Raw genomic sequence first — 12,950 nt, 5'->3', positions numbered from 1 at the left:
GGGCAGTGGCTCCTCGTGGGCCTCGGGGTCCAGGAACGGTGCTGCGCCCTTGGCCCAGCGCTGCTCGAACCGCTCGTGGAAGGCCGGGACCAGGCGTGAGTCGTAGCGGCGCCACTCGCTCATCGTGGTGGTTCTCCTCTGGGGTCTGGTGCATGTGCGGTTACGCCCACGGCCCGCTCTCCCACCTGACCGGACTGGCGCGAAATGGCGGTTCCCGGCGCCGGACCACCCGGACCTGGATGACCTGCGGACGGCCATTCCGCCTTTCTGCCCGTGGGCGCGCCTCCCGAGCGTCCCCTTCCGAATGTTCCTGAGGCCCGGACTCCCAGGCCGGTGGAACAGATTTCCTGGCGCGGGCGGCTACGCGGTCGTAGGCGCGGCGGCGCTGGGGGTCCCGGAGCACGGAGAACGCCTGCATGATGCGCTCAAGTTCCGCCGGTACGGCTTCACCCGTGGCAACGTCGGGGTGGTGCCGGCGCATCAGGGCGCGGTAGGCGCGCGCAATTTCCCGTGGCGTTGCGTCACAGGAAACGTGCAGGACCGCGTAGTGGTCCGGGACAGGTCTGCTCATCATGAAGCCTGTTGCTGCTGCAGTATTGTGCTCATAGCTGAGGTTGCAGTGGCAGCAGCCCGGGGCGGGCCTCCGGCCCCGCGTCTGCGGGATTCCGGATGCCGCCCCGTCGCGTGCATCGAAGGGCTACGTTTCGATCTGTTGCTGCTGGCCTTTGCTTTCGATCTCGATCTTCCGCGGCTTAGCCTGTTCCGCCACAGGGATACGCAACGTCAGCACGCCGACGTCGTAGCTGGCCTTGATGTTCTCGGTGTCCAGGGTGTCGCCCAGGATGAGCTGGCGGCTGAAGACGCCGCGCGGCCGCTCCGAAACCACCAGCTCCACGTTGGGCTGGGTGGCGTCCCGTCGCTCCGCCCGGACAGTAAGGACGTTCCGTTCAACGTTCAGGTCCACGGCGTCGGGCGAGATCCCGGGCAGGTCAAACGCCACGACGAACTCCCCGTCTTCCTGCCATGCGTCCATCGGCATGGCCGCCGGGCGGGCTGCTGTTCCGAAGACCTGCTGGGTGAGCCGGTCCAGCTCACGGAACGGGTCAGTACGGATTAGCATTTCTTCCCACTCCCTTCAGCATCTTGGTTCCATTGGTTACCCACCGCCAGGTATCTGTGACAGTGGATATAGATTTCTTATAGCACTGGTGACAAACTGGTGCAAGAGGAATATCCACGCAGATTGACGGGAAACTCATGGCAAACCAACGCCGCAGCGGGCGCCGGCTGTACGCCATTTCAGTGGTGGCGCAACTGCTGGGAACGGGCCAGCAGAACATCCGGCTCTATGAGCGCCGGGGCCTGCTGACCCCGGAAAGGACCGACGGCGGCACCCGCCAATACAGCGAATCCGACCTCGCGGTCCTGCGCCGCATCGCAGAGCTCCTCGATGAGGGGCTCAACCTGGCGGGCGTGGCCAAGGTGCTGGAATTGGAGATGGACAACACCCGGCTGCGGCGCCAGCTAAAGCGCGCCCGCACGTCCCGCCCGAACAAGGACAACGACAACAGCGACGGCGACGGCGACGGCGACGGCGACGGCGAGTAAGGCAAGCAGGCGCACGGACGGCCGGCGTACAGCCGACGGGCGCCGGCGAAGCTTCTCCAGCACGAACGCCCGAACGGCCCGGGCCCCGCCCAGGCCGGACCGCCGGGCGGGAAGGTCAGCGAACCACCGGCGACGGCAGGGCTCCCGCCCTGCATTCCGGCTCACTGTTCAGTCCAGGAGCGTTCCGTTCAGCGGCCAAGGATTCGAACCCCGAGTGGATAGATGACACCGTCCCGGGATTCGTCCCTGGCGGCCGCGGCTTCCATGCTCGCGCACCGCGCAGGCGGCCATCTCATGGGTCTGGCATTGGCCCGGGGAGCTGAACGTATGTCTCTAGGAGAGTCCTGCGATCCCGGGTTGCTTCCAGGACGGTTCCCGTCCGGGAAGGTTCCGGCTGAGTAGCTCCAGCAGTTCACCCTGGTTCAGGCCGGTGGCCTCACTGACCTCGGCAAGGGTGGCATCTCCGGTGCGCAGCAATGCCGTGGCGGACTCCCGAAGGGTCCGGCATGCCACGTCCAGCGTGGCTTCGGCGGTTGCTATGACCGCAGCCAGCGCCCTCAGCCTCTGGAGCTCCGGATTCATCTCGTATCACCGCCCTTTCATCTGGATCGACACCGGACTGGGAGTCCGGCGCGCTGTTCAGGCGTGCACCCGGTGGGGATCGAACCCACGACCCGAGGATTAAAAGTCCCCTGCTCTTCCGGCTGAGCTACGGGTGCCCGGCGCCCTGAGCAATATCCGTCGCCTTCTCTCCGTCTCCTCATCGGTATCTATATCAACCACCATAGATCTAGTAGCACTTCCACGCCGCAGACGCAAGATTTTTTGGGCATAAAAACCCCCGAAAACTCTTGCACAGGGCGGCGGCCGGTGCTATTTAAATCTATGTCAGCGGATGAAGATCCGGGTCGAAGATGATCAAAGGAGGTATGTCATGTTGATGCTCGATCCATTCCGTCAGCTGGACCGCCTCGCCGAACAGGTGCTGGGCACCGTGGCCCATCCCGCCGCCATGCCGATGGACGCCTGGCGGGAAGGTGATGAATACGTCATCGTGCTCGACCTGCCCGGAGTCGAGGTCGATTCCATTGACTTGGGCGTTGACAGGAACGTCCTGACCGTCCGTGCCGAACGGAAGGACCCGGTCGGGGAAGGCACCGAGATGGTGGCAGCAGAACGCCCGCGGGGGGTCTTCAGCCGCCAACTCATCCTCGGGGACGCCATGGAGACAGAGAACATCAAGGCAGGCTATGACGCCGGCGTTCTGACCCTGCGCATCCCCGTGGCCGCCCAGGCCACACCGCGGAAGATCGAAATCGAGACCAAGGGAGGCCAGCAGCCCCAGATCAACGCGGCTTAACAGACCGGAACGGGACGCCCGTTACACGCTAACGCTGCCTCCTCGGGCGGTAGGCATTCAGCAATGCAACGCCACCGCGCCTTGTAGCGCACATGCAGCGGCAGCGCACGGGCTGTCCTAAACCGGCGGTCCCCGGTCGCGCGAGCGGCCGGGGACCGTTCCATTGGCCCCGGCCCCAGGCGGCCGGGGACCACAGGGATCGCCGCCCCTGTTGACCCAGCCATTTCCGGCTTCACGACTGCCGACCGATGTTCCAGGAAGGGGGTGACAGCGGTGAATGATGAGGGCCGGCCGGTTGCCTACACAGCCCTGGCGAGGGGGACGCCGGTTATCTCCCGGTCCGGACGGGCGTTTGGAACGCTGGACCGGGTCCTGGATGACAGAGCGGACATTTTCCACGGCATCGTCGTCGCCACCGGCGCGGGCCCGAGGTTCGTGCCCCGGGACTCGATCGAGCGGATGACAACCACGCAGATCCGTTGCGCCCTGACCGACGAACAGGCCGCGGAACTGCCACCGGCCACGTCCGACCGCCGCACCAGGACCAGGACCAGGACCAAACCATGGTTCGCCCGGAGGGTCCAGTGACGGTCAAGCCCCTCCGTTGGCGGCAATGCTAGCAAAAGTTCCTTTCCAAACAGAAGAAGTGGAGGTGTGCAGGGCTATGCCGGATCATTCCCCGGTTGTTGATCAAAAGACCGAAGCTGATGGCCGGCCGGGTAGCGGGGCCGGTGCGGGTGCAGTTCCCTGGCGGACGGAGGGTCTGCCGGGTGGCGATAGCGGCGCCCGCTCCCCAAAGGGTTCCAGGGGCTGGGGAGCCTGGCAGAAGTGGGCACTGTGGGCCACCCTGCTATACGTTGCTGTCTTTGCCGCGCTCTCGGTTCAGGATCAGTCAGCCCGTCCCCAGCCCGTACCATACACAGAATTCAAGGCACAGGTGGCGTCCAACAACGTCTCCGAAATCTTCGCCCGGGGAAACACGATCGAGGGAAGCCTGAGGCAGGAACGGCCCCTGCCTGGATCTGCCCTGAACTACAGGCAATTCACCACCGAGCGGCCGGCCTTCGCCACCGATGACCTTCTCGGCGTTCTGGAGCGAAATAAGGTCGCAGTGCGCGCCACCCCTGCTATCCAGGAACGGGGACTGCTGCTCAACCTGCTGCTGTCCGTAGCGCCTATTGCGCTGCTCGTCCTGTTCTACCTGTGGCTGCTCAAGCGGCAATCCGGGCTGTTCGGCATGGGGGGAGGGAAGAAATTCCAGCCGGTGGACCCAGGGAAGATCCGGGTGACCTTCAAGGACGTGGCCGGTATCGATGAAGTCGAGGCCGAGATTTCCGAGGTCGTTGACTACCTGAAAGCACCCGACAAGTACCGGTTGATTGGAGCAAAACCGCCCAAGGGCGTTCTGCTGAGCGGCCCGCCCGGAACAGGCAAAACCCTGCTGGCCCGGGCAACCGCAGGAGAAGCCGGGGTCCCGTTTTTCCACGCCAGTTCCTCCGAATTCGTCGAAATGATCGTCGGGGTCGGAGCCAGCAGGGTCCGTGAACTCTTCCAGGCCGCCCGCGATGCGGCTCCGTCAATCATCTTCATCGACGAGATTGACGCGATCGGCCGCAAACGCAGCGGTTCCCTTGCCGTAGGCGGCCACGATGAACGGGAACAAACCCTGAACCAGATTCTGACCGAAATGGACGGGTTCTCCTCCTCCGAGGGCGTCGTCGTCCTCGCCGCCACCAACAGGCCGGACATCCTGGACCCGGCCCTGCTGCGCCCAGGCCGTTTTGACCGCTCCATCACCGTCCACGCCCCTGACCAGAAAGGCCGGGCCCAAATCCTGCGGGTCCACTCCCGGAACGTCCGTCTGGGGCAGGACGCCGACCTTGACGCTCTGAGCCGGATCACCCCTGGCATGACAGGGGCCGAATTGGCTAACTTGGTCAATGAAGCGGCCTTGCTCGCGGTCAAACGCGCGCATTCGTCCGTCAGTCACCGGGACCTGCTCGATGCGCTCGAGAAAGTGCAGCTTGGCACCGTGCGCAACGTCGTCATGCCTGCGGAGGAACGCAGGCGGACGGCCTTCCACGAATCCGGGCATGCCCTGCTGGGCATGCTGGAGGAGGGGGCGGACCCGGTACGGAAGATTTCCATCATCCCCCGGGGCCGGTCCCTGGGGGTGACCCTGGCGACTCCTGACACGGACAGGTACGGCTACGACGAGAACTACCTCAAGGGCAGAATCGTCGGTGCCCTCGGCGGGATGGCCGCCGAGGAACTCGTCTTCGGTGTCGTCACCACCGGCGCTGAAAGCGATCTTCAAACCAGCACGCATCTAGCCCGCATGATGGTGGGACGCTGGGGTATGTCCGCCCGCATCGGCCCCGTCCAGGTTCTCCCGGAAGATGGCGATCCACGCACCGCCGGCGTCTCCGAGGGCATGCTGGACGCCGTGGCCGATGAAGTCAGAGCCTTGGTGGGTGAGTGTTACCAGCGCGCGCGCACCCTTTTGCAGGACCACCGGTGGCGGCTGGACTCTCTGGCGGAACGGCTACTGGAAGCGGAGACACTGGACGAACAGGAGATCTACGCTGCCGCGGGCATCGAACGGACCGGAACCCCCGACGGAGCGGAACCGCGCCGGCAAATGCCGGATGCGGGTCTGCCGGCCAGGGGGCCTGGTAGGCAAGGATCTGGCGTCGGTGCTGCAGCAAGACAATCCTGAGGTCCAGGCCCCAGGAGGAATGAATGCCAGGCTCCTGAACTTACACCGGCCCTCCGATGAATCCCTTGTCACCATTCTGATGCCAGTGCTATTAAATCTGTGCCAGCAGATATAGATCCTTAGGGAAATTGCATCGGGACGATTCCCGAAATGGAACTAGATTTGAGGAGAGAACCATGACAATCCAGTACATGGACGACGGTTTTGCCCCCCACGTGGACCGGGGACTCACCACGGCAAGGAGCCGCCTGGAGCCCAGCCGTCTGAGCCGGGATCAGGGCGGGGAGACAGAGAAGCATTCCCGGGCCATGGTCGAACACATCCTCGCCCTCGAACCCGAACGGGTCCCGGCCGTCACCGCCGAACTCTTTACGGAAGCCATCGCCATCGCCAACGCTGTCCGGAAAGCCCAGGGACGAGGACCGGTTACCTCTTTCCGGGCCAGGGACTTCTGGGAAATCCTCAAAGACCTTATCGACAGCGTTCTTGAAAAATGACCTCGGCGACATGACGCCGATGCCCGCCGGCTGGGTTGCAGGCCGGGCAGAGGTTGGCAGGGTCTGGAACCAGGACATCTTGGGGTAAACCCGTTACCGGGAGGAGTGGTTCGTGTGGTGAAGATCGCCGTGGTGGTCGGCAGTACCCGGCCGGGGCGCCGAAGCAGGCAGGTGGCAGACTGGGTTATGGCCAGGGCAACCTCTCGGGGAGGTGCCGAATTTGAAATGCTTGACCTGGCCGACTACAGCCTGCCGCTGCTGGATGAGCCCATGCCGCCGTCGCTGGGCAACTACCAGCACGAGCACACCGAGGCCTGGGCGAGGGCTGTCTCCCGATTCGATGGGTTCATTTTTGTCACGGCCGAATACAACCACTCCGTGCCCGGCGTCCTGAAGAACGCATTGGATTTCCTTTATGCGGAATGGAACAACAAGGCCGCCGGCTTCGTCTCCTACGGAAGCGCCGGCGGCGTCCGCGCCGCCGAAAACCTGCGCCTGATCGCCGGTGAGCTGCAGATGGCCGACGTCCGCGCCCAGGTGGCGCTCTCCTTCGCCACCGACTTCGAAAACTTCACGAGCTTCACTCCAAGCCAGGCCGCAGAAGACGCCCTGGAGCCGCTGCTGGACCAGCTCATTTCCTGGGCAACGGCGCTCAAGTCCCTCCGCACATAAATTGCCTGCCTGCGGCTGCCAAGCTTTCTTGCCCTGACGCTCGATGAGCCGGATAAACCCGGATTGCCCCAGCTGTGGACAGCCCGCGTCGTCACCCTAAAAGCGGTGGCCATCAACACCCGGTTTTAGAACAGCCCTGCGGGCGATTCCAAAGGCTTTCCGGGTAGATCGCTCATTGCCACCGGATTCTCCCTGTCGGTCTGCGGCTACGGGGAGAAAAAGCCACGATTGAGCGGGCCCTGGAAGAGAACGTGGAATCTATTCCCGGCGTCGCTGAGGTCGACCCCGACGTCAACGCCAACACCTCGGGGACGCTCATCACAATGAAAATCAGTGCCAACAGCTACGATGAGGACGAGCTGAAGAGCGTCGCAAAGGAAGCTCTCACCAACATCCTGAAAGACCCCCGGATCGGATACGCGTCGTTCTCGATGGGTGTTTTCAGCCCAGACGATTCGATCAACATCGCTCCTTCCGACGTTGGGTGTATCGGCACAGGCACGACGGATAGCCTCCGGGGGTGCTTCGCATGGCGGTCAACAGCAGAGGGCCCGTCCTTATCAATTGGAGGGGCCCTCGGCTGCATATTGGATCAGACGGCCATTCGGGCGCTGTCAGAAGTCCGCTAGGTTTGGGGCCAGGCCCTCCCCCTGGGCCCGCCAATGTCATGCGGAGCTGCTTCAGTTGGTTGTCGTTTTCAGTGGTGTGCCGCGCAAATGTCTGAACCCGCCGGCATGACCGTTCCCTGCCCGAAGGCGCGGTCTTCCTCGCTTCTTCCGGCCCAAACAACACCGCCTCCAGGGCAGGGCATCGCCTCGAACGCCATGCCATCACGCTGGGCCCGCAGGTGGCGTCCGTCATCCTCGACCACTTTCCAGCCCGCCGCTGGCAGTGCTGCCCGATAGTGCTGCAACACATCGGCGTCTCCTGAGAGAACAAACCAGCGGGTACAGCCTCCGACACCACTTATACCGCCACCCCTGAAATGGCCGATGTGACTAATGGAATCGAACGCCTGCTGGGACTCACGATCTGCGCTGGCCATGGGCTCCTCCGTGCCCTCGATCACGCATTGCGGAGCGGAAACAAATTGTTTCTCCATCTTCTGCGCCAGCGCCGAGGGGGTGACAGCGAACATCCCGATCAGCATAAGGACCGGGATGGCAACGGCCGTCAGCCGCATCCACCGGCGTGTCGAGAGCATGAATCCGATCAGGGTAACGACCGCGACCAGACCGAGCGCCAATCCCGTGGGCCCGGCCGTCAACCCCCACGTGAGCCCCTCCAACGCAGTACCGCTGACATCGCCGTATATGCGCATGAATTCGTAGTGGACCAGCACAGCCAGCAGGGCCAGTCCTGCCCCAATGACGAGCAGCACCGCGGCAGCGACGGCTCGGCCGGTCACGGGCATGGCTCATTGTAGACCCGCTTGAGCATGCACCCAATGGACCGCAGCGTGCCGGTCGCAGGAACTTTCACCCCCGGAGAGTAGGCCCATCGCCATATCCTGAGGCGTCTAAGAGCTGAAGAGCTGAGCTGCCATTGAGTAGATCCCCCACAACCCGGCTGCAAGCAGGATGCCCAGGTACGCCAGGACCAGCCTCGTATCGCGGAGGTAGCATTTCGATTTGGTCAGTCCCCGCCGTCGCGCTTTCCAGTAGCCTGCGAATCCGATCGCGGCGAACACGGCCAGTGCCACCGGACCGGCTGCCCAGCCGAGCAGGGCAATGGTCGCGAAGATGCAGAGCCGCAGCGGGTCGAAGGTCTGCCGTGACTGCGGATCGGCGTCGGGGTCAGGCCTGTGTCCGCGCCGGGTTGCGTGCCTGGCGCGCACCAGCTGCGACGGCAAGGGCCCGGCGGCAATGCGCCGGGCATCGGAAGCGGAACTCATCATTCCTCCTTATCCCTGACTCAGACCTGGCGGACTGGGAGGAGCTCCCGGCCCGTGGCTGTGCTCATTCGTTGCCTGGCCAGGGCCGGCCATGCCTGGACAGCGCAGAACGGAGCGCATTGGTGATCGCCGGCGTCGCTCTTTGTGCCCACGTGGACGCAGCATTGGATGAGCCGTTCCTCGATCATGGTGGAGATATCCATGAAGGGCTTGACCATGATGCGGGTGATCCGTTCTCCGAGGAGCCGGCGCAGCCGCTGCTGCTGCCCTGGAAGCTTGCCGGCAGCCAGTGTGGTGAGTGTGCCGATGCCGAGGTCGCACTGGGTGCAGATGTTTTTCCAAAGATCCATTGTCCGCGGGTGGGACAGCGAGGACTGCTCGCTCAGCAGGTCCAGCAGGGAGGACTTCATCAGGGTGCGCAGCTCTAGCGGGATCGCGCTATCGGCGATGCGGTTGGCAATGCTGTCGGGATTGAGTTCCAGCCACGCGAGCAGCTGATCGTGCCCGATGAGGGCTGTCAGCGAACGCCAGACCCCCGAGTCGTCCTTCAGCATGTAGCCCACGGATGCGCAATGCGGATGTGAGCACGGGAGTGCTGTCAGGTCGTGCCATGAGATCACTCCTCCTGTTTGCTCCGCGAGCCGTTCCAGCACGCCCGTGTGGGTGAGCCTGTCCGTGGGGTCGATGCCGTGGCCGCGCCCTGAACCGAATACCGGCTGAAGCGCAACCCCACCCACGAACGGGGTCTCCAAGGCCCTCATGACGACGGCGCCGACCTCGCCGTCGTTGACGCCGAGTGTCGCTGTCATTGTCAGGGTGGTGAAAACACCTGCCTCGGACAGACGCGCGATGGCCATGTCTTTGAAGCGGGTCAGGTCTCCCCCTCGATGGTGGATGGATGCTTCTTTGGACGGGCCATCGTATTGGAGGTACACCTCCACGCGGTCCCGGTGCCTGGCCAGCAGTGCGAGGAGTTCGTCGTCGGTGGCGATCAGCATGCCGTTGCTGTTCACCATGATCCGGACGATTGGCCGGATGACGAGCTCATCCAGAAGTTCAGCCAAGTGGGGATATAGCGTGGGCTCGCCGCCGGAGAGCATCAGCACGTCCAGCCGCCCGTTTTCGCGGGCAAGCCGGGTGTCGATATTCGCGAGCACCTCGCTGAGGGGCGCCACTCCCTGAAGCTGGGGGCCGGAGGCCGTGAAGCAGGTGGGGCAGCGCAGATTGCAGTGCTCGATGATGTCCTGCAGGAGGATGCACGTGTGCTGCGTCTGCATGGCGGGCAGCCCATACGCGTAAGCCTCCGGTACCTGGCGGTAATTGCCGGCCTGGTCCGGGACATGTTGCTTGGTCGGCGCCTGCCACTTCTCCAGGTAGCGCAAGATCTCGGGGGACTCGTCGTATAACGTCCTAACGAGTCCGTGGTCCGGGCAGCCGCGTTCGAGCCAGACCCGGTCATCGCGGATCAGCAGCGCGCCGGAGAGGCGCCGGACCTGCGCGAGCGGGGGATTTGTCTCGTGGCAGTGGGGACAGAAGGCTGTGACGTACCGGTGAATGCGGTCCCCGCGGAGCGGCTGGCCGGGGCCGGGCAGCGACTGCCCGGAAGAGAACGGTGACGGATTCATATCCGGCTACTCATCTGAGAGAGGGCCATGACGCAGATCCCGCCGCCGAGCAGGATGAAGATCCCCAGGCCAATCAACAGCCCTGCACCCCATCGGGAGGTGCGTGGCCAGATTGCCAGGGCACCGGCAATCGCCAGATACGCGCCAATTGGTATGAACGCTCCAGGCCCGGCGAGGAAGGTCTTGTAGCCTTCATCCGGAGCGATACCAGCTGTTGTCCCGAAATACAGGGCATAAAGGGCAACAGCTCCGAGCAGGATTCCGAGCACCATGGAACCACGTCTTGGTTCGGGGGGCGGCTCCTCTTCCCGGGGCGGTGGCACTGGGCTCCAGGCTTCTTCGGGGTTGTCATCGCTCATGCCACTCTTCCTTCCAATGTGGGGCGGGGTGCAGCAGGAACCACTGGGGACGCCTCATCCGCAGCCAGAGCACTTCGTTGCCGCGAACGAATTCGACGCCGAACCGGAATGCGGTCCCCGCGCAGCGGCTGGCCCCGGCCGGGCAGCACCTGCCGGGAAGAGAACGGTGAGGAATTCATCTCAGGCCCCCATCTGCGCGAGGGCTCCGACGCAGACCCCGCCGCCGAGCAGGATGAAGATTCCCAGGCCAATCAGCAGTCCCGCACCCCACCGGGATGTGGGTGGCCAGACCGCCAGCACAATCGCTATCGCCAGATAGCCGGCGATGGGAATGAAAGCGGACGGCCCGGTCAGGAAACGCGCGGAAGCCGGTCCTGAACCAGCCTCGGCCTGCAGACGACCGAAAGCACCCGGCCCCAAGAGATAGAGGGCATAAAGGGCAGTAGTCCCCAACAGGATTCCGAACCCCATGGGGCCGAGCCCTGGTTCAGGGGGCTCCTCCTCTTCCCGGGGCGGTAGGTTGTCTTCTCTCATGCCACTGTTCCTTCCACCTTCGGGCGGAGTGGTTTCCCGAAGACCCGCAGCATCCGCCAGAACAGAAGCGGGAGAATCATCAGGAGAAACCATTGGGGACGGCTCATCCCCAGCCAGAGCACCTCGTTGCCGCGAACAAACTCCACTACGAACCGGAACACGGCATAGGAAGTCACGAAGCAGATGAAGAGGTCGCCAGGACGCGGCAGTCGGTCCCGATAACGCCACATAAGCGCGAACGCGGCCACATGGAACACGATTTCATAGGCAAAGGAAGGGTGCAGTCCCACCCCGGGAGGTCCGCCCAACATCGCAGCCTGCCCGGGCGTGAGCGCTATCCCCCACGCTCCACCCGTCGGAGTGCCGGGCAGCTCCGTAAGGAGACAGCCCACCCGCCCGATGACCAGCGCCAAGGCGACCGCAGGCGCCACCAAATCTCCGGTGGATGCGCGGTAACCTGTCAGCCGTTTACCCAGATGGACGCCGAGCCACGCGCCCACAAGGCCCGCCAGGATGCTGCGGTCACCGTTGCCCCACCACTCCGCCAAGGAGACCTGCCGGGAAAAATCCCATGTAAGGACCCGTGAACCAATAGCCCCGAAGGCGATAGCGAAACCGGCAATGGGCCACAACCGCGGGTCGGACAGGCCCCGCCGGCGCTTCTCAAAGGCGTAGAACAGCAGGGCTGCGAGGATCCCCAGCCCCAACAGGCCGGCGTGCACCAGCCCGTCTCCCGCGAAGGGAAGCCCGATCATGAGCAGAGTGTAGCAGTGACAATACCCAGCAGTTGGCGCCCTCAGTAGATTCCGCCCGGCGGGACGATGACGCCGGCGCTGTGCAACGGAAAAGAATCTATCCCGGGCGTTGCCCCTGCTCCACACATGTTTGCCCGTACGGACAGAGCCGCACCATAGCCTGACGCATAGGCGCTTATCCGCTAAGGGCGCCTACGGCCGCTCATCACTCCGTCATGCAGTCATTCAACAGGTTCGCAATGAAAGATATGAAAGACCAGCCTGGCAGCAGTACCTCACTTCCGGACATCGCGGCACAAATCCGCAGCGTCCTGTAGTTCACTCCGACGGCAATCATGAACAGCTATCGACGGAAAACCCTCGATCCATGGACGAAGGACGGATGAGCATCATGCGCTACAACGTAGGCCAACATTTGCCTCGCCGTCGGGCGCTATCGGACAGCCTGTGGGCGCCCGGGGACGCCGATTCACTACCGTTTAGGCCCAAGTCATGTCGCCCTCCCCCGCACCCATCATGAAGAAGCAGAACAGCAACCAACAGCCGCCAAGGAGGAACCAGGTGAACACCTAACGATGCAACAAAGAATCTCGCACCAAATTCTTCCCAAGTCATGTGAGTCGATCAATGAACGCCCATGAACTGGTAACGAACAACAACCCGTCGATCCAGGAAGGCAAGGAGGCCGCCGGCCACACCACCGGCCACCAGTGAAAAAGGCCCCCGAAGGGGTCAACAAGTGAACAGAATGTGCACACTCAGAGGCTAAAAAGCACCTGACCTGAGGAAACACTGTCCCGAGGTGGGACTCGAACCGGGCGCCAAGCCTTGAAAAACCGTCCCTCCCCTGAAGACATAGCCAATCCGGCCCAGTCCGATGCCGGTACAACCGAATCCGAAGCCCAGGGTGTGCACATTGTGCACACC

Annotated in this window: 16 protein-coding genes and 1 tRNA gene; 7 read left to right on the top strand and 10 right to left on the bottom strand. The window is 63.7% G+C overall.

The features are described from left to right. Window positions 1–160 precede the first annotated feature (160 nt). Both AC3A3W_RS18235 and AC3A3W_RS18230 read right to left on the bottom strand, forming a co-directional pair. A complete protein-coding gene (locus AC3A3W_RS18235; protein ID WP_487444380.1) occupies window positions 161–571 on the bottom strand; it encodes a J domain-containing protein in 411 nt (136 codons plus the stop codon). A gap of 126 nt (window positions 572–697) precedes the next feature. Continuing rightward, complete coding sequence (locus AC3A3W_RS18230; protein ID WP_487444379.1) at window positions 698–1,120, bottom strand: Hsp20/alpha crystallin family protein; 423 nt, start codon at window positions 1,118–1,120, stop codon at window positions 698–700. Window positions 1,121–1,257: 137 nt separating this feature from the next. On the opposite strand from AC3A3W_RS18230, the gene AC3A3W_RS18225 reads away from it, so the two are divergent. Next, on the top strand, window positions 1,258–1,608 hold the full coding sequence (locus AC3A3W_RS18225; RefSeq protein WP_487444378.1) for a MerR family transcriptional regulator: 351 nt from the start codon (window positions 1,258–1,260) through the stop codon (window positions 1,606–1,608). A 333-nt stretch (window positions 1,609–1,941) separates the two neighbouring features. On the opposite strand, the gene AC3A3W_RS18220 is transcribed toward AC3A3W_RS18225, so the two are convergent. Together AC3A3W_RS18220 and AC3A3W_RS18215 are read right to left on the bottom strand one after the other, a co-directional pair. Further along, complete coding sequence (locus AC3A3W_RS18220; RefSeq protein WP_487444377.1) at window positions 1,942–2,190, bottom strand: hypothetical protein; 249 nt, start codon at window positions 2,188–2,190, stop codon at window positions 1,942–1,944. Window positions 2,191–2,254: 64 nt separating this feature from the next. Beyond that, window positions 2,255–2,327, bottom strand: a tRNA-Lys gene (locus AC3A3W_RS18215). Window positions 2,328–2,542: 215 nt separating this feature from the next. Here AC3A3W_RS18215 and AC3A3W_RS18210 point away from each other — a divergent pair. The 6 genes from AC3A3W_RS18210 to AC3A3W_RS18185 all read left to right on the top strand — a co-directional run bounded on the left by AC3A3W_RS18210 (window position 2,543) and on the right by AC3A3W_RS18185 (window position 7,485). Further along, window positions 2,543–2,968: an Hsp20/alpha crystallin family protein gene (locus tag AC3A3W_RS18210; RefSeq protein ID WP_487444376.1), complete on the top strand. Its 426-nt coding sequence runs from the start codon at window positions 2,543–2,545 to the stop codon at window positions 2,966–2,968. 264 nt (window positions 2,969–3,232) lie between these two features. Beyond that, a complete protein-coding gene (locus AC3A3W_RS18205; RefSeq protein ID WP_487444375.1) occupies window positions 3,233–3,556 on the top strand; it encodes a hypothetical protein in 324 nt (107 codons plus the stop codon). 76 nt (window positions 3,557–3,632) lie between these two features. Continuing rightward, entirely contained in the window at window positions 3,633–5,687 is a 2,055-nt protein-coding gene (ftsH, locus tag AC3A3W_RS18200; protein ID WP_487444374.1) for an ATP-dependent zinc metalloprotease FtsH, read from the top strand. 176 nt (window positions 5,688–5,863) lie between these two features. Further along, window positions 5,864–6,184 (top strand): hypothetical protein, encoded by a 321-nt coding sequence (locus AC3A3W_RS18195; protein ID WP_487444373.1) that lies wholly within the window; start codon window positions 5,864–5,866, stop codon window positions 6,182–6,184. 114 nt (window positions 6,185–6,298) lie between these two features. After that, window positions 6,299–6,856, top strand: coding sequence for an NADPH-dependent FMN reductase (locus AC3A3W_RS18190; protein ID WP_487444372.1), 558 nt, complete (start codon window positions 6,299–6,301; stop codon window positions 6,854–6,856). A gap of 251 nt (window positions 6,857–7,107) precedes the next feature. Continuing rightward, window positions 7,108–7,485 carry a hypothetical protein gene (locus AC3A3W_RS18185; protein ID WP_487444371.1) on the top strand — a complete coding sequence of 126 codons (378 nt, stop codon included), beginning with the start codon at window positions 7,108–7,110 and terminating at the stop codon, window positions 7,483–7,485. Window positions 7,486–7,553: 68 nt separating this feature from the next. Here the strand turns inward: AC3A3W_RS18185 and AC3A3W_RS18180 are convergent, their stop codons facing one another. From AC3A3W_RS18180 to AC3A3W_RS18155, 6 genes are all read right to left on the bottom strand, one after another. Continuing rightward, a complete protein-coding gene (locus tag AC3A3W_RS18180) occupies window positions 7,554–8,264 on the bottom strand; it encodes a hypothetical protein (protein WP_487444370.1) in 711 nt (236 codons plus the stop codon). 111 nt (window positions 8,265–8,375) lie between these two features. Beyond that, complete coding sequence (locus AC3A3W_RS18175; protein WP_487444369.1) at window positions 8,376–8,750, bottom strand: hypothetical protein; 375 nt, start codon at window positions 8,748–8,750, stop codon at window positions 8,376–8,378. A 20-nt stretch (window positions 8,751–8,770) separates the two neighbouring features. Then, window positions 8,771–10,375 carry a radical SAM protein gene (locus AC3A3W_RS18170; RefSeq protein ID WP_487444368.1) on the bottom strand — a complete coding sequence of 535 codons (1,605 nt, stop codon included), beginning with the start codon at window positions 10,373–10,375 and terminating at the stop codon, window positions 8,771–8,773. Further along, on the bottom strand, window positions 10,372–10,734 hold the full coding sequence (locus AC3A3W_RS18165; protein WP_487444367.1) for a hypothetical protein: 363 nt from the start codon (window positions 10,732–10,734) through the stop codon (window positions 10,372–10,374). Before AC3A3W_RS18165 ends, AC3A3W_RS18170 begins: the two co-directional genes overlap by 4 nt. Window positions 10,735–10,914: 180 nt before the next feature. Further along, a complete protein-coding gene (locus AC3A3W_RS18160; protein ID WP_487444366.1) occupies window positions 10,915–11,268 on the bottom strand; it encodes a hypothetical protein in 354 nt (117 codons plus the stop codon). Next, window positions 11,265–12,023: a prolipoprotein diacylglyceryl transferase gene (locus AC3A3W_RS18155; RefSeq protein WP_487444365.1), complete on the bottom strand. Its 759-nt coding sequence runs from the start codon at window positions 12,021–12,023 to the stop codon at window positions 11,265–11,267. The genes AC3A3W_RS18160 and AC3A3W_RS18155 overlap by 4 nt, the downstream gene beginning before the upstream one ends. Window positions 12,024–12,950: the final 927 nt, after the last annotated feature.

This window comes from Arthrobacter sp. Soil_N43, from assembly GCF_057655195.1.
Note: the sequence above shows the minus strand (reverse complement) of the source record. Positions and strands in the feature narration are given on the sequence as shown.

Coding starts and splice junctions, on each gene's coding strand:
- AC3A3W_RS18175 (WP_487444369.1), bottom strand. CDS start 8,750: ATGAGTTCCGCTTCCGATGCCCGGCGCATTGCCGCCGGGCCCTTGCCG.
- AC3A3W_RS18230 (WP_487444379.1), bottom strand. CDS start 1,120: ATGCTAATCCGTACTGACCCGTTCCGTGAGCTGGACCGGCTCACCCAG.
- AC3A3W_RS18170 (WP_487444368.1), bottom strand. CDS start 10,375: ATGAATCCGTCACCGTTCTCTTCCGGGCAGTCGCTGCCCGGCCCCGGC.
- AC3A3W_RS18195 (WP_487444373.1), top strand. CDS start 5,864: ATGACAATCCAGTACATGGACGACGGTTTTGCCCCCCACGTGGACCGG.
- AC3A3W_RS18220 (WP_487444377.1), bottom strand. CDS start 2,190: ATGAATCCGGAGCTCCAGAGGCTGAGGGCGCTGGCTGCGGTCATAGCA.
- AC3A3W_RS18155 (WP_487444365.1), bottom strand. CDS start 12,023: ATGATCGGGCTTCCCTTCGCGGGAGACGGGCTGGTGCACGCCGGCCTG.
- ftsH (WP_487444374.1), top strand. CDS start 3,633: ATGCCGGATCATTCCCCGGTTGTTGATCAAAAGACCGAAGCTGATGGC.
- AC3A3W_RS18165 (WP_487444367.1), bottom strand. CDS start 10,734: ATGAGCGATGACAACCCCGAAGAAGCCTGGAGCCCAGTGCCACCGCCC.
- AC3A3W_RS18235 (WP_487444380.1), bottom strand. CDS start 571: ATGAGCAGACCTGTCCCGGACCACTACGCGGTCCTGCACGTTTCCTGT.
- AC3A3W_RS18225 (WP_487444378.1), top strand. CDS start 1,258: ATGGCAAACCAACGCCGCAGCGGGCGCCGGCTGTACGCCATTTCAGTG.
- AC3A3W_RS18160 (WP_487444366.1), bottom strand. CDS start 11,268: ATGAGAGAAGACAACCTACCGCCCCGGGAAGAGGAGGAGCCCCCTGAA.
- AC3A3W_RS18210 (WP_487444376.1), top strand. CDS start 2,543: ATGTTGATGCTCGATCCATTCCGTCAGCTGGACCGCCTCGCCGAACAG.